Source organism: Agrobacterium sp. LEGMi-208b, from assembly GCF_059511785.1.
Genome location: NZ_CM183445.1, coordinates 190,737 through 207,836, shown reverse-complemented (window position 1 = coordinate 207,836; position 17,100 = coordinate 190,737). Strand labels below are relative to the sequence as shown.

16 protein-coding genes are annotated in these 17,100 nt (G+C 60.2%); 8 read left to right on the top strand and 8 right to left on the bottom strand.

The window, feature by feature from the left end; translation table 11 throughout:
• Position 1 precedes the first annotated feature (1 nt).
• The 4 genes from AC5YUO_RS01040 to AC5YUO_RS01025 all read right to left on the bottom strand — a co-directional run bounded on the left by AC5YUO_RS01040 (position 2) and on the right by AC5YUO_RS01025 (position 3,852).
• Positions 2 to 562 (bottom strand): hypothetical protein, encoded by a 561-nt coding sequence (locus tag AC5YUO_RS01040; RefSeq protein WP_003521427.1) that lies wholly within the window; start codon positions 560 to 562, stop codon positions 2 to 4.
• Positions 563 to 691: 129 nt separating this feature from the next.
• Positions 692 to 1,771 carry a TIGR01620 family protein gene (locus AC5YUO_RS01035; RefSeq protein WP_496153961.1) on the bottom strand — a complete coding sequence of 360 codons (1,080 nt, stop codon included), beginning with the start codon at positions 1,769 to 1,771 and terminating at the stop codon, positions 692 to 694.
• On the bottom strand, positions 1,768 to 3,246 hold the full coding sequence (locus AC5YUO_RS01030; RefSeq protein ID WP_496153960.1) for a YcjX family GTP-binding protein: 1,479 nt from the start codon (positions 3,244 to 3,246) through the stop codon (positions 1,768 to 1,770). The genes AC5YUO_RS01035 and AC5YUO_RS01030 overlap by 4 nt, the downstream gene beginning before the upstream one ends.
• Before the next feature lie 129 nt (positions 3,247 to 3,375).
• Positions 3,376 to 3,852, bottom strand: coding sequence for a SixA phosphatase family protein (locus AC5YUO_RS01025; RefSeq protein WP_496154880.1), 477 nt, complete (start codon positions 3,850 to 3,852; stop codon positions 3,376 to 3,378).
• 302 nt (positions 3,853 to 4,154) lie between these two features.
• Between AC5YUO_RS01025 and dksA the strand changes: the two genes are divergently transcribed.
• Positions 4,155 to 4,574 carry an RNA polymerase-binding protein DksA gene (gene dksA / locus AC5YUO_RS01020; protein WP_003496274.1) on the top strand — a complete coding sequence of 140 codons (420 nt, stop codon included), beginning with the start codon at positions 4,155 to 4,157 and terminating at the stop codon, positions 4,572 to 4,574.
• 104 nt (positions 4,575 to 4,678) lie between these two features.
• Here dksA and AC5YUO_RS01015 read toward each other — a convergent pair whose 3' ends face one another.
• A complete protein-coding gene (locus AC5YUO_RS01015) occupies positions 4,679 to 5,926 on the bottom strand; it encodes a flagellar biosynthetic protein FliO (protein WP_496153959.1) in 1,248 nt (415 codons plus the stop codon).
• Between the two features lie 167 nt (positions 5,927 to 6,093).
• Positions 6,094 to 6,381, bottom strand: coding sequence for a hypothetical protein (locus tag AC5YUO_RS01010; protein ID WP_496153958.1), 288 nt, complete (start codon positions 6,379 to 6,381; stop codon positions 6,094 to 6,096).
• Positions 6,382 to 6,613: 232 nt separating this feature from the next.
• Here AC5YUO_RS01010 and cckA point away from each other — a divergent pair, with 232 nt between their 5' ends.
• From cckA to AC5YUO_RS00980, 6 genes are all read left to right on the top strand, one after another.
• The gene (gene cckA / locus AC5YUO_RS01005; protein ID WP_496153957.1) at positions 6,614 to 9,202 is read left to right on the top strand and encodes a cell cycle histidine kinase CckA; all 2,589 of its coding nucleotides are present in this window, start codon (positions 6,614 to 6,616) and stop codon (positions 9,200 to 9,202) included.
• 282 nt (positions 9,203 to 9,484) lie between these two features.
• Positions 9,485 to 9,841, top strand: a complete 357-nt coding sequence (gene clpS, locus AC5YUO_RS01000; RefSeq protein WP_003521420.1) for an ATP-dependent Clp protease adapter ClpS — start codon at positions 9,485 to 9,487, stop codon at positions 9,839 to 9,841.
• A gap of 10 nt (positions 9,842 to 9,851) precedes the next feature.
• A complete protein-coding gene (gene clpA, locus AC5YUO_RS00995) occupies positions 9,852 to 12,365 on the top strand; it encodes an ATP-dependent Clp protease ATP-binding subunit ClpA (protein ID WP_496153956.1) in 2,514 nt (837 codons plus the stop codon).
• A gap of 167 nt (positions 12,366 to 12,532) precedes the next feature.
• Entirely contained in the window at positions 12,533 to 13,291 is a 759-nt protein-coding gene (locus AC5YUO_RS00990; protein ID WP_496153955.1) for an AzlC family ABC transporter permease, read from the top strand.
• Positions 13,288 to 13,632 carry an AzlD domain-containing protein gene (locus AC5YUO_RS00985; protein ID WP_496153954.1) on the top strand — a complete coding sequence of 115 codons (345 nt, stop codon included), beginning with the start codon at positions 13,288 to 13,290 and terminating at the stop codon, positions 13,630 to 13,632. The genes AC5YUO_RS00990 and AC5YUO_RS00985 overlap by 4 nt, the downstream gene beginning before the upstream one ends.
• A gap of 69 nt (positions 13,633 to 13,701) precedes the next feature.
• Positions 13,702 to 14,634, top strand: a complete 933-nt coding sequence (locus tag AC5YUO_RS00980) for a phosphatase PAP2 family protein (protein WP_496153953.1) — start codon at positions 13,702 to 13,704, stop codon at positions 14,632 to 14,634.
• Here AC5YUO_RS00980 and AC5YUO_RS00975 read toward each other — a convergent pair.
• Positions 14,631 to 15,515 carry a LysR family transcriptional regulator gene (locus tag AC5YUO_RS00975; protein WP_496153952.1) on the bottom strand — a complete coding sequence of 295 codons (885 nt, stop codon included), beginning with the start codon at positions 15,513 to 15,515 and terminating at the stop codon, positions 14,631 to 14,633. The genes AC5YUO_RS00980 and AC5YUO_RS00975 overlap by 4 nt on opposite strands.
• 110 nt (positions 15,516 to 15,625) lie before the next feature.
• On the opposite strand from AC5YUO_RS00975, the gene AC5YUO_RS00970 reads away from it, so the two are divergent.
• Complete coding sequence (locus AC5YUO_RS00970) at positions 15,626 to 16,477, top strand: urea carboxylase-associated family protein (protein ID WP_496153951.1); 852 nt, start codon at positions 15,626 to 15,628, stop codon at positions 16,475 to 16,477.
• A gap of 180 nt (positions 16,478 to 16,657) precedes the next feature.
• Here the strand turns inward: AC5YUO_RS00970 and AC5YUO_RS00965 are convergent, their stop codons facing one another.
• Positions 16,658 to 17,086, bottom strand: a complete 429-nt coding sequence (locus AC5YUO_RS00965; RefSeq protein ID WP_400812326.1) for an HIT family protein — start codon at positions 17,084 to 17,086, stop codon at positions 16,658 to 16,660.
• Between the last annotated feature and the right edge of the window lie 14 nt (positions 17,087 to 17,100).

Genomic DNA, 17,100 nt, shown 5'->3' with positions numbered 1-17,100 from the left:
TTTACGGCTTGATCGAACCGACGGCGAGCTGGTCGATATCGCGCGCCAGCGTCACGCCGATGACCGGGATCATCTGGTCGGCGACCTTGACGGAAATGGTGATGTTCATCGAATTGTCGTTCGAGACGCGGGCGACCATCGCACCGTTGAGCTTGGCGCGGTTGATGCCGACGACGACCTTGTCGCCACTGACCTGGCCGGAGGTGATGTCCAGTCCCTTGCCTTCGGCGCCATCGAGGAACTTGCCCTCGTAGCTGTTGCCCTTCTGGCTGATGACGGCCGACATGGGCTGGCTGAAGACGCCGACGCGGCAGGTGCCGCCGAGCTTGATACCGGTCTGCTTGTCGTCGAGCGGTTCGCCCGTCAGATCGCAGGTGAATTTGGTGCCCTTGTATTTGCCGGCGACGATTTCGCCCGGACCTTTCCAGACACCGGCCACCGAGCGGAAGAACACGTCGTCGCGATCGCGCGATGCGGCATGGACGTCAGACATGCCGAAGCCGCCGCTGACGGACAATATGGCGGCAAGCCCGCCCACAAGCGAAAAGAAGCGCGAATACATGATACTTTCCCCGGCGAAGATGCCTGTTCGATAGGCTGCAATCTACCGGCGGAATGGTTAATGCTTGGTTTATTTCGCTCTCAATTGCGGCGTCGTCCGTAACCTTTTGAACCGGGAATGCCCGCCCGATCAGGCTTTCTCACCGCTTTTTCCCCCGCTTAAATCGGGTGTGAGGTCGGACATGAAATCGCCGATGCCCGGCCTCTTCACCGCCCTGAACGGCAGTGGGCGGCAAAGATCCATCGCCGCAATGCCGATTCGCGCTGTCATCAGGCCGTTGATGACGCCTTCGCCGAGTCGCGCCGAGAGTTTCGAGGCAAGACCGTGGCCGAGGACTTGTTGGGCGAGCCCGTCACCGACTGCAATCGATCCCGTGACGGCCAGATGGGCGACGACGTCGCGCAGCAGTTTCAGCATGCCGAGCGTGCCGGGGCGGCCGCCGTAAAGCTCCGCCATGGCGCGCACCAGCCGCGTCACTTCAAACAGCACATAAGCGAGATCGACCACCGCGCGCGGGCTGACGGCAGTGACGACGGAGACGCGTTTGGACGAATTGAGAATGAGGGCGCGGGCCTGCCTGTCGAGCGGAACGAGCAATTCGCGTTCGGCAAGCTCGATCAGATGTGGGCCGTCGATCACGTCACTTTCCGTTTCCTTCAACGCCGCGCGGCCCTTGGCCGTTTCGGCCCGGTGGGAAAGGACGGCATTCAGGCGGGTGACGATGGCGCGTGCGGGTTTCGGGCTCTTGTCGAGGCTCGCTGTCTCGGCATCGGCCTTGAGCGATTGCACGGCGTTGAGCCGCATGATGCCGAAGACTTCGCGGCCAACAAGGGCGAGAACCGCGAAAAGCGCCACGATAAGCGCGATTGTCGCCGTATAACCCAGCCAGTCGGACCGGGAGAAGAGATCGCGGATAAGCTGATCCGCCCATAGCCCGAAGGCGAGCGAGAACAGGACGCCAAGCGCCCCGAGCGCGAGTTTGCCGAAGGAGAAGCGGCTTTTCTTCGGCGTCGCCACCGGCAGTGCGGCGGCATCGATCTCCTCAGGCGCCAGAAACGGATCGTCCTCGTCCGGCGTCAGTGAAATCTCGGCGTCGAAACTGCGCGGCGTGCGTTTGCGTGTGGCAGACGGCCGTGCCGTGTCCTCCGTTTCTAGCGTGAAAGCGGCCGGGCGGCGCGCCTGCGGATCGTTTTGTGTGGGAAGCTTCATGCGAGCTTGTCTCCGAACAGGAACTGCATGGCGCGGTCGAGCCTGATATGGGGAACGGAAAGCCTGATGCCGCCGCTGCCCGGCTCGTCAATATTGGGCGGGCGGAAGCGGACGACATTGACATCGGGCAATGACGCCTTGTCGCCATCCCTGTCGATGCTGTGGAAAAGCGGCTCGGGATCATCAGGCAGATCGCCGGGAAAGATCGCCGTCTTGCGATTGCCGTCAAAGGTCTCGCCATTGATGGTTTCGCCAGCCATTGGCGTGCCGACGATGACGGGCAGCTCGTGGCCGTCCTGTCGCACGCTCGCCTCTCGGGTGGCGCGCACCGAAGCGAGCGCCATGACCTCGATGCCGGCCCCGTTCATGCCGATGGTGGTGATGGCGCGGTCGACCAGACGGCGGGTCAGCCGTTCCAGCCGGTCATGGCTCTCGTGATGTAGATGGTCGGCCTTGGTGGCGGCGATCAGCACCTTGTCGATGCGCCGGCCGATCAGCGACGACAGGAGGCTGTTGGTGCCGGGGCGGAAACAGGCGAGAACATCGCCCAGCGCCCGCTCCAGATCCTGTACGGCTTCCGGGCCGCGATTGACCGCTTGCAGTGTGTCGACCAGCACGATCTGCCGGTCGAGGCGGGCGAAATGCTCGCGGAAGAAGGGTTTGACCACGATCGACTTGTAGGCGTCATAGCGCCGTTCCATCATGGCGCGCAGCGAGCCTTTCGGCGCTTTCTCGTCGGTCAGGCCGGGAAGCGGTGCGAAGGTCAGCGCCGGCGATCCTTCCAGATCGCCGGGCATCAGGAAACGACCGGGCGGCAGGGTGGAAAGCGATCTCTCGTCGGATTTGCAGGCCTTCAGATAGGCCGCGAAACTTTCGGCCAGCCGTCGGGCCGTCATTTCGTCGGCGGGCGCATTGATATCGAGCGAAGAGGCGATCGCCAGCCATTCCTGCGCCAGTTCGGCGCGGATGCCGGTTTCCGCCAGTGCGACGGTCGCGTCGCTGAACTGTTTGTAATCCTGCGACAGAAGCGGCAGGTCGAGCAGCCATTCGCCGGGATAGTCGACAATATCGATGGAAAGCTTGCCGGCCGAGAACCACCGGCCCCAGCCGCTGGCGCTCTGGTAATCCAATGTGATCCTCAGCTCCGAGATCGCCCGCGTCGAATCCGGCCACAGCCGGTCACGCACCAGCGCCTGGATATGGTCTTCATACTGGAAGCGCGGAATGGCGTCATCCGGCTGCGGCTCCAGCCGCACATTAGAGACGCGTCCGGAGCGCATGGCCTCGAACAGCGGCAGCCGTCCGCCATTCAGAAGATTGTGGACGAGGGAAGAGATGAAAACCGTCTTGCCCGCCCGCGAAAGGCCGGTGACGCCAAGCCGCAATGTCGGGTGGGTGAGGTTGCTCGCGCGGTCGGCCAGATTGTCGAATGCGATTAGCGCACTGTCTGTCAGGGACGTTAGGGAAGGCGGCAAGGGCGATTTCCTGGCTGTGTTTCACGGTCACGGCTGCAATATAGGAAGGTATGGCTGCCCAAAAAAGAAGCGCCCCAGTGGATTTTCAGCCAGGCTGCCCTTCAGGATTTTTATGGCACGCCGCAGCGACTATTTGCCCGGTGCGAGAAAATCGACCAGCCGCCAGCTATTTTTACCGTTTGCGGCGCTGTCATCATGGTCGAGAACCGCAAGGCCCGATGTCGGAAAGCCCGAGGGCAGGGCGGCATGCAGCAGATCCTCGCCGATCATCGCTTCCAGCGTTGCCTCCATGGTGGGGTTGTGCCCCACTAGCATCACCGACTGCACATCCGCCTGCGCGGCGATGAGCGACAGATAGGTTTCGCTGCGCGCATTATACATCTCGTCGATGTAGACGATATCGATGCCTTCGTTGAAAGCCCGCTGCCAGGCTTGCGTGGTCTGCCGGCAGCGCGTGGCGGTGGATGACAGCAGCAGATCGGGACGGTAATACCGGTCGGCGGCAAGGTCGGCGATGACCTCCGCCTCGGCGAAGCCGGCTTCGTTCAATCCCCGGTCGAAATCCCGTTCTCCCGGCGCCGCCCAGGCGGCCTTGGCGTGGCGCAGAAGATAAACTCGGCTCGGGGAAGATGCTGTCAAGGGCGGGGACCGGCGTTCGAATGTCAGGGTACGCCATGAATGCTACAGGATAGGGTTGCAGGACCGCAAGTCCTCTTTCCTGTTGGTAAGTCGCGTTGAAGTGATTGAAGAAGAGTTCGCTTCAATACGAATAAAGGATAAAAATTAGTCATTTAGATGATTTTTGTGTCAGTTTTAAAAATGCCTGAAAACTGATCTGCAGACTTGAATCGGCCACTATCATTGGAGTATACACCGCCGCATTGAGATGTTCTTCGAGGAGAATCGCGTTGAGTGAGAAGATCGATCTTAGCAAATATGTGCTCTCGGAAGACGATGAGTTCATGAATGCCAGCCAGCGGGCTTACTTCCGCGCGAAGCTGGTCGCCTGGAAAAATGACATCCTGAGAGAAGCGCGCGAGACCCTCGGACATCTCGCCGAAGAAAGCGCCAACCACCCCGATCTCGCCGATCGGGCTTCTTCCGAAACGGACCGGGCGATCGAACTTCGCGCCCGCGACCGTCAGCGCAAGCTGATTTCCAAGATCGATGCGGCTCTTCAGCGGATCGAAGACGGCACTTACGGTTACTGTGAGGAAACGGGCGAGCCTATCGGCCTCAAGCGTCTGGACGCCCGCCCGATTGCAACGCTTTCCATCGAGGCGCAGGAGCGTCACGAGCGTCGCGAAAAAGTCTATCGCGACGAATAAGGCGCTGCGGCCAGCAGGCCGGCAAATCGCATGACAAATAAAAGGGCACGGAATTCGCTTCCGTGCCCTTTTCTGTTCCGTATTTTGGTCGAAAGACTTTTCCTTCAGCGGTCACGCGTGACGGAGAGCTCTCCGAAGATGCGCGCCATTTCCTTCTGCATGTCTCCATCCGGTGAAGCGCCGGTGACGGGCGGAGAAACTGGCTGTGTCTTGACCTGCTTTTCGGTGGCGGGAGCGATGGACGGTTCATTATCCGCCTCCTTGCTCTTGGCAATCTCCGCCTCGAGAAAACTCTCGAAATCGCTGGCAAGCTCATCGGAAAACTTCGGCTCGGCATCGGTCGAAGCCACAGCCGGATTTTCGGGCTTGGGCGGAAAAGGTGCGGGCGGCGGCGTATTCTGCCCCGGTTTCAGGTCGGGTAGAACCCTTTCCCGCGCTGCGTCGAGAAAATCGGCGGCGCTGGACTGGTCGATCACCGGCTCGCGCGCGGCAAAAACCGGCGGCGCAAATTCCGCTGTCCGTTCTTCCGCCTTCGCCTGTGCGGGCGCCTGCACGGGGACTGGCGGTGCGACCGGTGCCGGAGCCGGCACGACGGGTTCGGCGCGCCTGGGTTCCGTTCGGGCCGCGGCCATGTCGAGCGGCGCAGCCGCCATAGGCAGAATGGCAGCGGCTGGAGCAACTGCAACAGGTATTGGCGGCGGCGTGGGTCGGGCTGCCTCCCGCTCGGGCGTGGCCTGTCTTGCCGGCGGCGCGGGTTCGCGCGCCGTTACAGATGTGGATACGGGTTGCGGCGGGGTTGACGGGCGTGGCGGAACCTGCGCGGCGGCGGCCGCAACGGGTGCCGGACGCGGGGCCGGGGCCGGCGGCTCCGGCCGTTGCGGTTGCTTTGCGGGTTCTTCAGGCACGGAAACGGGAGCTGCTGCCACAACGGGCTGCTGTTGTGGCAGGGCGGGGCGACGTTCCTGCTGGATCGTCGGCTCGGCTCTCTTCTGTTCGCTTTCCTGGCGCGGCAGCGTCTTCAATTCCGGCTCCTGCACGTCCCTGACGATCGGGATCGCGCCTATGCCGCTCTCGATGACGATATCCGTCGGGCCGCCGATCATGACCAGATGCTCGACATTGTCGCGGCGCACCAGCACCAGGCGGCGGCGCGCATCTACGGCCGTTGCATCGAGAACCTGCAGACGCGGCTGCCGGTTGCGCCCGCCCCGGATGAAAGGAGCAGAACCACTGCGCCGGCGCAGAAGCCACAGCGCAATCGCCAGAACCAGCAGGGCCACACCCACACCGACGACGGCGACGATGAGACGGTTTCCATAGGTGCCGATAAAATCTTCCATCATGGAGATCATCCCTTCAGATTTTTTTTGGCTTTTAGTTTCTTGGGCAATTAATATTGCCGTGGTTCTTATAATGTGAACATCAAGCAGGAAAAGACGATTTTTTTAGGCGCGACACAAGGTTTATTCATTTCGCCCCACAGGATCGCCGCCTCAACCGCAATGACGCCAACCAAGCGTCATATCTCGTCCTTCAATGCTGCGAGACAGCGAAAGTTGCATTTTTTGTCGAAGGAGCGGTCCTGAATGTCCCGGTCATTGCGCATTGACAGCTCCCTTACACCCCGTTTGGTAAGTGTTGTTTTGCTGCTGTTGCCGTTTTTCGCGTTTCCACAATGGAGCGCGCGTGCCGAAGACAAAGTGCCGGAGACCTCAGCCACCATGGCGGAGTTCGTGCGAGACAATCCTTCCTGCGTCGACTTCACCGACGGATGCTCGGTTTGCACCGTCACCGATGGCAAGATCATCTGTTCCGCGCCACGCATTCAATGCCAGGTGAAGGCGTTGACCTGTACCAGGCACTAGTCTTTTAAGGCTTTTATACACCCTTCAGGCCGTTTTCGCTGTGCGTTTTTAAGCCTTTGTGTCCTGGCGGAGCTTTTTGCCGGTCAAGCGAGTTGCTACAAGAAATTTTACTGCCCGATTCCGTCAGGGAAATGGGGCTGACCGAATGACGACCTGCACGACTGCGAGGCCAAGATGACACGGGTGCGCGAGACAAGCGACAACGACCTTCCGCTGGTGGACAGGCGCGCCCGTTCCGGCACGGTCTTGCGCATTCTGCTTCTGGCGCTTGTTCTGATCGCGGCGGCGGCCGCCTTCGTTTATTTCAAGGATTCGCTGGAAAACGAAATCGTGCTCGGCATTCTCGGCGTGCTGGCCATGATGGGCATCTTCTTTCTGGTCTCGTCGATCATCGGCTTCATCGAGGTCATGCCGCAATCGCAATCCGACGGTCTTGCCCGCCGCTTTCTCTCGGCCCATCCCGAAGGCACGCTGATCACCGACGCCAAGGGGCATATGGTCTATGCCAACGCCACCTATTGCCGGATGAGCGGCACCACCAAGGCGAGCGATATCCAGAGTCTCGAAACGCTCCTGTCGCGCAGCCGGGAATCGACCGAAGCGCTTTACCGGCTCATCAACGTGCTGCGCGAAGGCCGCGACGGTTACGAAGAGTTCCGCTTGCTCAAACCGCTGGGTGAGGACTCTAACACCGGGCCGCACTGGTACAGGCTGAAGGGCCGGGTGCTGAAAGATGCGGGCGGCGAGGGGCTGCACGTCTTCCAGATCGCCGATATCACGCCGGAGCGCGAGGATCAGGAGCGCTTTTTCCGCGAATTGCAGAATGCGATCGATTATCTCGATCACGCCCCGGCCGGTTTCTTTTCCGCCGGCCGCAAGGGCGAGATCGTTTATCTGAACGCCACCCTGTCCGAATGGCTCGGCATTGACCTTGCGCAGTTTTCGCCGGGTTCCATGACCGTCTCCGACATCGTCGCCGGCGAGGGCATGGCGCTGATCGAATCGGTGCATCCGCAGGGCACGGCGAAACGCACCGAAATCCTCGATCTCGACATGCGCCGGGTAAACGGCCAGAGCATGCCGGCGCGCCTCGTGCATCAGGTGACCTCGAAAGATGGCGCGCCGGGCGAAAGCCGGACTATCGTTTTGATGCGCCCGAAGGGGCAGGAGGATACGGAATCCTCTTCCGCCATGCGTTTCACGCGCTTCTTCAACAATACGCCGATGGCGATTGCCTCGCTCGACGGTGAAGGCCGCATCCTGCGCATCAACGCGCCCTTCCTGAAGCTGTTTTCCGGCGTTGTCGGGCGCGACGATATTGATCGCGGCGTGGCACTTGAAACCGTCCTTCATGACAATGAAAAGCCGCGGCTGGAACAGGCGCTGGCCGAGGCCAAGGACCGCCAGGGCGATATTGCGCCCTTCGATTCCCGCCATCCGAGCGACGAGACCAGACATTTCCGTTTCTACGTCAACGCCGTCATCGATCAGGACGATGAAGCGCCGGAAGAAGTGGCGATCGTTTACGCAATAGAGGTGACCGAGCAGAAGGCGCTCGAAACCCAGATGGCGCAGACGCAGAAGATGAATGCGGTGGGCACGCTGGCAGGCGGCATCGCCCACGACTTCAACAACGTGTTGACCGCCATTCTCCTGTCATCCGACCATCTGCTGCTGCAGGCGCGGCCCGCCGATCCGAGCTTTGCCGACCTCATGGAGATCAAGCGCAACGCCAACCGGGCCGCCGTGCTGGTGCGCCAGCTTCTCGCTTTCTCGCGCAAGCAGACCATGCGTCCGGCAATCCTCAACCTCACGGATGTGATCGGCGATCTACGCATGCTGGTCGACCGGTTGATATCAGGCACCAATGTCAAGCTGGAGGTCGATTACGGCCGCGATCTCTGGCCGGTAAAGACCGATCTGTCGCAATTCGAACAGGTGCTCATCAATCTCTGCGTCAATGCGCGCGACGCCATGCCGGATGGCGGCAAGATCACCATCAGGACGCGCAACGTCGATGAAAAGGAAGTTGCGGCGCTCGGTCGTCCCGAATTCCCCGCCGAAGACATGGTCATGGTGGAAGTCGCCGATAACGGCACGGGCATTCCGCCTGAAATCATGGACAAGATTTTCGAGCCCTTCTTCACCACCAAGGAAGTCGGCAAGGGGACCGGCCTTGGCCTGTCGATGGTCTATGGCATCGTCAAGCAGTCGGGCGGTTATATCTATCCCGAATCGGAAGTGGGCAAGGGAACCGCCTTCCGCATTTACCTGCCGCGCCATGTGGTGGAGGCCGTGCAGAGCAATGGACAGCAGCCCGGTGAGGCAGCACTTGCTCCTGTCATCGCTGCCGAGCCGGTAAAGGAAGAGCCGCTGGACCTGACCGGCAAATCCGCTGTCGTGCTTCTGGTGGAGGACGAGGAGGCGGTGCGGCGCGGCGGCAAGCGCATGCTGGAAACGCGCGGTTACACCGTGCACGAGGCCGGCTCCGGCACCGAGGCGCTGGAGGTGATGGAGGAGCTGGAAGGCAAGGTCGACATCGTCGTCTCCGACGTCGTGATGCCGGAAATGGACGGTCCGTCGCTGCTGAGAGAACTGCGCAAGTCCTATCCCGACCTGAAATTCATCTTCGTTTCGGGTTATGCCGAAGATGCCTTCGCCAAGAACCTGCCGGCGGATGCCAAGTTCGGCTTCCTTCCGAAACCCTTCTCGCTGAAGCAGCTTGCCATTGCCGTTCGCGAAATGCTGGACGACAAGGAGTAAGGCTGGCGGCGGCGAACCGGGTTAGCCTGCGCCACGACCTTTTCCGCCCGTTCGAATCCGGCCTGAAATGCGCCGCTCCTGCCGGTTCGTCTCTCCTTGTGCTGCGCGCGGCCTCCGCATCCGCACTTTTCCCGAGGTTTGCCCCTTCGCAAACGCAATAGTGATTGCACCGTTTCGCAAGGGGCTTAAAATCGCGTCTTAACGACCTAGATATGAAGAGGCGAAGTTCTCCCTCCTGGCGATAAGCTGTCGGTTTGAGAACAGTTTGGAGAATGATGAAAGATGATCGCTAGGCCGATCTACATGCAGGGCGAGGGCGAAGGGGAAGACGGCGGCGGTACCAACCGCGGAACGTCTGTTATCACCCGCGTCAAGCCAAAAACAAAAAGACCGAATTTGTACCGTGTTCTTTTACTGAATGACGACTACACTCCCATGGAATTCGTCATCCATATTCTGGAGCGTTTTTTCCAGAAGGATCGCGAAGCGGCAACCCGCATCATGCTGCACGTGCACCAGCACGGCGTGGGCGAATGCGGGGTGTTTACATATGAGGTCGCAGAGACGAAAGTAAGCCAGGTCATGGATTTCGCCCGACAGCACCAGCATCCGCTGCAATGCGTCATGGAAAAGAAATGAGGATCGCAACGTGCCAACTTTTTCCCCAAGTCTCGAGAAGGCGCTGCACCAGGCACTGACCTTTGCAAATGAGCGTCATCATGAATATGCGACGCTGGAACATCTCCTTCTGGCGCTGATCGACGACGCGGATGCCGCCGCCGTGATGGGCGCCTGCAATGTCGACCTCGATGCGCTGCGCAAGACCGTCAGCGATTACGTCGACAATGAGCTGACGAACCTCGTTACGGGTTACGACGAGGATTCCAAACCCACATCCGGCTTCCAGCGGGTCATCCAGCGGGCCGTCATTCATGTTCAATCGTCCGGCCGCGAGGAAGTGACCGGCGCGAATGTGCTTGTGGCCATTTTCGCCGAGCGCGAAAGCCACGCCGCGTATTTCCTGCAGGAACAGGAAATGACCCGTTACGACGCGGTCAATTACATCTCCCACGGTATCGGCAAGCGTCCGGGCACCTCCCAGACCCGCACGCCGCGCGGCGCCGATGAGCCGGAAAGCGAAAACAAGCCGAACCGCAGCAATCCCGAGGAGGACGGTTCCTCCGCCAAGAAGCAGCAGGACGCGCTGAAAGCCTACTGCATCAACCTCAATGAAAAGGCGAAGAACGGCAAGATCGACCCGTTGATCGGCCGTCACGACGAGGTCAACCGCACGATCCAGATTCTCTGCCGCCGCTCCAAGAACAACCCGCTTTACGTGGGTGATCCGGGCGTCGGCAAGACGGCGATCGCCGAGGGTCTCGCCAAGCGCATCGTCGAAGGCAAGGTGCCGGAAGCGCTCGCCAACGACACGATCTTTTCGCTCGACATGGGCACGCTGCTGGCCGGCACCCGTTATCGCGGTGATTTCGAAGAGCGTCTGAAGCAGGTGGTCAAGGAACTCGAAGAATATCCGGGCGCAGTTCTGTTCATCGACGAAATCCACACCGTCATTGGTGCGGGCGCAACGTCCGGCGGCGCGATGGACGCATCGAACCTGCTGAAGCCTGCGCTGTCGTCGGGTGCGATTCGCTGCATCGGTTCCACCACCTACAAGGAATATCGCCAGTTCTTCGAGAAGGATCGCGCGCTTGTGCGTCGTTTCCAGAAGATCGACGTCAACGAGCCGTCCATCGATGATGCCATCGCCATCATGAAGGGGCTGAAGCCCTATTTCGAGGATTACCATCACCTCAGATATTCCAACGAGGCGATCAAGGCTGCCGTCGAGCTGTCGGCCCGCTACATTTCCGACCGCAAGCTGCCGGACAAGGCGATCGACGTGATCGACGAGACCGGTGCGGCGCAGATGCTGCTGCCGGCCTCCAAGCGTCGCAAGCTGATCACCGAGCGGGAAATCGAGGCCACCATCGCGACGATGGCCCGCATTCCCCCGAAGACGGTCTCCAAGGACGACGAGATGGTTCTCGCCAATCTCGAAAAGGAACTGCGCTCGGTCGTTTATGGTCAGGACATCGCCATCGAGGCGCTTGCCACGGCCATCAAGCTGGCACGTGCGGGCCTGCGCGAACCGAACAAGCCGATCGGCTCCTACGTCTTCTCCGGCCCGACGGGCGTCGGCAAGACGGAAGTGGCCAAGCAGCTCGCCGCTTCGCTCGGCGTCGAGATGCTGCGCTTCGACATGTCGGAATATATGGAGCGCCATACCGTGTCGCGTCTGCTCGGCGCACCTCCCGGTTATGTCGGCTTCGATCAGGGCGGTCTTTTGACCGATGGCGTCGACCAGCATCCGCATTCCGTGGTGCTGCTGGACGAAATCGAAAAGGCGCATCCTGACATCTACAACATTCTGTTGCAGGTGATGGACCATGGCTCGCTGACCGACCATAACGGCAAGAAGATCGACTTCCGCAACGTCATCCTGATCATGACGACTAATGCGGGTGCGTCCGAAATGGCGAAATCCGCCATCGGTTTCGGTTCTTCACGCCGCACGGGTGAGGATGAAGAGGCGATCAACCGCCTGTTCACGCCGGAGTTCCGCAACCGTCTGGATGCGATCATTCCGTTCTCGCCGCTGCCGACCGCCGTTATCCACAAGGTCGTGCAGAAGTTCGTCATGCAGCTGGAAACCCAGCTCTCCGAACGCAACGTCACCTTCGATCTGCATGAAGATGCGATCTCCTGGCTGGCGGAAAAGGGTTACGACGAAAAGATGGGCGCTCGCCCGCTGTCGCGCGTGATCCAGGAAAACATCAAGAAGCCGCTCGCCAATGAAATCCTCTTTGGCAAGCTCAAGAAGGGCGGCGTCGTCAGCGTCACCGTCGGCAAGAAGGATGACGGTTCCGACGGCCTGATCCTTGAGGTTCTGCCGGAGACCGCACCCGTGAAGCCGCAGCCGGAGGCCGAGTTGAAGGCGGCCAAATCGCCCGGCAAGGCAAAGGCCAAGGCGAAACCCGCTTCCAAGGCGGCGAAGACCAATGAAGAGGCGGATGTCCTTGTTGCCGAAGCCGATAAGTCGGACGAGGACAACAAGCCGCGCCGCAAGACCAATACGGTGCCGAAAGTGCCGAAGAAGAAATGATAACGGTCTTCGACCGATAAACCGGTGCCGGGCGAAAGCCCGGCATTTTCATGTATGAAGCGCGCCGCGTTTTGTCTGATACCTACGGCGCGCTCTATTTTTTTGTTTTACGCATGTCGTTCCGAAACACGGCGCATTTCGGGGAGACATGCACGAGTGGGTCAGCAATGCAGACTGCCGACAGCGATACCGTCCCCCTGAGCGGCTGGTTTTTCCGGGGAATGCGGGGCATATTCTCGTTGCCCTCGCTCATTCTCATGACATCTTTCGTCGGTTTCAGCGCCTTTGCACTGGAATCCGGGGTTGCGCGCGGCGAAGCCGTGTTCATGACGCTTGTCATCTGGGCCCTGCCGGCCAAAATGATCCTGATCGGCTCCATGGTCGGTGGCGCCAATCTTGCCGCCTGTTTTCTGGCGGTGACACTGTCCTCGGTCCGGATGATGCCGATGGTTGCTTCCATCGTTCCGGAAATGCGCGGCGCGAAGACGCCGACTTGGATTTTGCTCTTTCTCTCGCATTTCGTTGCAATCACGGCGTGGGTCTTTGCCACGCAGAATCTCTCCAGGGTGCCGCGTGAGGCGCGCGCAGCCTGGTTCGCGGGTTTTGGTATTACGCTTACCGTCGTCAATGCCATCATCGTCGGCCTGTGTTACGGCGTGGTCGCCGCCTTTCCGCCGCTCGTCGCGGGTGTTCTCTTCTTTTTGACCCCGGTTTATTTCATAGCGTCGATCTGGGCCTCCGCCCGCCATTCCGTCGTCAAGGTCGCCTTCGTCATCGGCGTGATTGCCGGACCCGTCTTTGCGGTGATCGCGCCGGAATTCGATATTCTCTATGCCGGGATAGGCGGGGGCACTTTGGCCTATCTGATCGACCGCCTCGTGTTCCGCCGCCGGATAAAGCCCGTCTCACCGGAGAGCGAACCATGATGACCGAACAATGGTGGGCGCCTTATCTCTTTATCGCCATTGCCGGCTGGCTGGCGACCGATCTCTGGCGCTGGCTCGGCGTCCTCGCCGGTAACCGGTTAAAAGAGGATTCTGAAGCGCTTTATTGGGTGCGGGCGGTGGCCACCGCCCTCGTCATGGCGGTGACCGCCAAGCTCATCGTCTTTCCGACCGGAACGCTGGAAGCATCGCCGATTTGGCTACGAATCGGCGCCGCTGCATTCGGTTTTCTCGCATTTCTGCTCTCCGGCCAGCGTGTCATCGTCGGGGTGGCTGTTCCGATTCTGCTTCTGGCAGGCGGGCTTTTCATGCTCGGTCTTTAATACTGTTTATCTCAATATTAAACCTATGTCGGTACCCTGTCTTTGTTTTGGGGATAGGGATGAATTTTAATGCAGCTATTTGCCGCAGAGCGATTTGTACTGCGTACAGTGATCATATTATTTGTTGTCAATGCCGTGCTGATCGCCATCAAGGGTATTCAGCTTGATTATGTCGGATATTTTTTATGCGGGATGGCGGGTGTCGGCGTCTTGGCGCTCGGTCTGTTCTATCGCAACAGCGGTCGCGATCTTCCCATTGCCGCTGCCCTGATTTCGAGCGGATTGTTCATCCTGTTCTCGCTGGTCGGTGCTGTTTTTAACTACATGTTCCTGCCCGTGGCGTTTCCGGTAATCGATCCCGTGCTCTTCCGCCTGGACACGGCTCTCGGGTATAGCTGGCCTGATATGGTGACCTGGGCAGCGACATATCCCTGGCTCGGCAAAATGCTGTTCCTGGTTTATACGACCTCTCTGCCGCAATTGCTGCTGATCATCATCATGCTCGGTTTTACGGGCAAGGACAGGATGTTGCATCATTTCATCGTCACCGGGGTGATGGGTGCGATGGCCAGCATCATCTTCTGGATATTTTTTCCCACCTATGGGGCAAAGGCCTATCACGAGTTGCCGGAGTGGGTTACGCAGGCCATTCCCTTGATGGTGGATCCCGCCTACGGGCGTGAATTGATGCGACTTGGGCAGGACGGTGTGACCTATCTCTCTCCCAAGAACGTACTGGGCCTCATCGGCTTCCCGTCGTTCCACATCTTCATGGCGGCAATGTCGGTCTGGTTCGTACCGCGTCACCGATTGGTGATGGCGGTGATCCTGCCGCTGAACCTCCTGATGCTGCCGGCCGTTCTGGTGCAGGGCGGACATCATCTTTCGGATGTTTTCGGCGGCCTCATCGCTTTTGCGGTCGTCTGCGCCGCATCGGGCCGGCTGCTTGACTGGCTGTCGGCGAGGGAAAGCATGGGGGTTGCGGTAACGGTTCCGGCTTAGATCGTTGTAGTGGAACAGCTGCTCTGACTTGTATGGGCTTCCGCCACCAGCCAGTCGGCCAAAATCTTCGCCTGCGCTGTCATCTCCTCCGTCCGGATGAGCCAATAATATTTGTCCGTATCGACAGCCCGGTCGAAGAGAACGGCCAGCTGGCCGTTTGCAATCTCTTCGCGAAGAAGCGCCGTCGGGCAGAGACCGATACCCTGTCCCGCCTTCAAGGCCGTAACGAGCAGATTGAAATCCGCGAAAATCGGACCTGCGCCATAGGGCAGCGGCATATCGCCGATCGCAAACCAGTCCCGCCATGCCGTCTCGCTGTCGTCATGCAGCAATTCCGCGCGCAACAGACTGGCCTCATCATCGAAAGGGCCGGAACTGACGAGGTAGGCGGGGGCGCAGGTCGGGCGTGTCTCGGCGCTGAAAAGTGCCGCGGCATTTTCCCCGAAGGATATCCCATGCGCGATGGTGAGATCGGCGGCCCCTGCATGCTGCGTCCCGGAATAGCTGATCGACACCTGTATGTCGGGATGCAAGGCCCGGAAGCGGGGCAGCCGGGGTGTGAGAAAATGCGCCACCACAGAGGGCAGGCTGGCAAGGTGCACGGTCATCCGCTCCCGCCCGCGACGGATGCGCTCTGCCGCGGAAGCGATATGCCGCAGGCTGCTGGAGGCCGTGTTGCCAAATTCCTTTCCGGCCGGGGTAAGCCTGACGCCGCGCGCGTGACGCTCGAAAAGCGCGACCCCGAGCCATGCCTCGAGATTGCGGACATGCTGGCTTACGGCAGTCGCCGTCATGCCAAGCTCCTGCGCGGCCAGGGCAAAACTGGCCTTTCTGGCGGCGGCTTCGAAAGCGCGAAGGGTGGCGAGTGGCGGCAGTGTCATGATTGATAAGGGTAAGTAAAACTTGGGCTGAGCGCAAGAAAAACCCGTCTTGTCAGCGGGGCGGCCATGGCGCATTTATCACGTCGATAACGTCTTTTTCCGAGGATCTCATGACCCCCATGCCTGCTGCCGAACCCGCGGATGCCGCCGCGCGCCGTGCCATCCGTCCCGTCGTTGTTTATCCGAACGGCACGCTGGAGACACCGGATCTTGCGCGCCTTGAGCGGGCAAAGAACGGGATGGAGAAGGTCGACGAAGTCATCGTGCCCCCGCGTGACGGTCGCACCTTCAATGTCCCCAAGGGGCATTTCTTCCGCATCGTCAGTGTCGAAGGCCCGCAGGTGGGGGATTTGAACCTCTGGAACGCCGATGATCTGAACGAGCGCTTTTTCAGCGGCAAGACGCGCGCGCTGCATGCCACCCATGTTTCCGTCGGCAACCGGCTATGGAGCAACCTGCCATCTCTGCGGCCGATGGCGACTATCACCCATGATACGCTGTCATGGTATGGCTTCGACGAAGATGGCGGCGGTGTGCATGACGTGATCGGCACCCGCTGCGATCCCTATACCAACAAGCTGCTGAGTGGTGGCGATTATCACCATTGCTGCCATTCAAACCTGACGAATGCGCTTGCCTCCGCCACGGGTCTGTCGTTCCGCGAGGCTGAGCCGCATGTGCATGATGTGCTGAATGTCTTCATGTGCACCGGTTTTACCCACGATACGCACCAGTATTTCATGAAGGCGAGCCCGGTGCGGCCGGGCGACTATCTGGAATTTTTCGCGGAAATCGATCTCATCTGCGCGCTTTCCGCCTGCCCCGGCGGCGATTGCAGCGCCACGCATTCCAGCGACACGGCGGCCTGTTATCCGCTGAAGGTGGAAATATTCCGGCCGGATATGGCGGTGCTGGAAGGTTGGCCGTGGCCGGAGCGGAATGCGTACCGTCCTGTCGAGTGACGATAAACACCACCGTCGTCATGCCGGACTAGATCCGGCATCCAGCCACGGCGCGTCTGCGCCGTGAGAAGAGCCTCGTGCGATCAAGGGCTTGATCGCACTGGAGCCAGAATCAGGTTCGGGGTCACGGCGTGCGGATGCCGTGGTCCGGCTGCCAAACGCCCATGCGTCTTACGCTCTTCACGAAGCGAGCGCCGCCCTGATCTTCTCCGCATGGGCCTTCAGCACCTCGCCATCGGCCATCACGCCGGAATGCGGCTTCAGCGGTTCGCCTTCCTTGCGCGGAATGACGTGGAAATGCAGGTGGAACACGGTCTGGCCGGCTGCCGGCTCGTTGAACTGGGCGATGAAGACGCCGTCCGCATCGAAAGCTTCCTTGGCGGCCACGGCGAGTTTCTGCACCACGGGAATGGTTCTTGCCAGCACTTCCGGGTCGGCATCGAGCAGGTTGCGGGAACCGGTCTTGGGAACGACAAGCAGATGGCCCGGCGCCTGCGGCATCACATCCATGAAGGCCAGCGTATGCTCATCCTCGTAAAGCTTGTGGCTCGGAATTTCGCCGCGCAGGATTTTTGCGAAGATATTGTTGTCGTCATAGGCGCTGGTCATCGTTGATCTCCTCA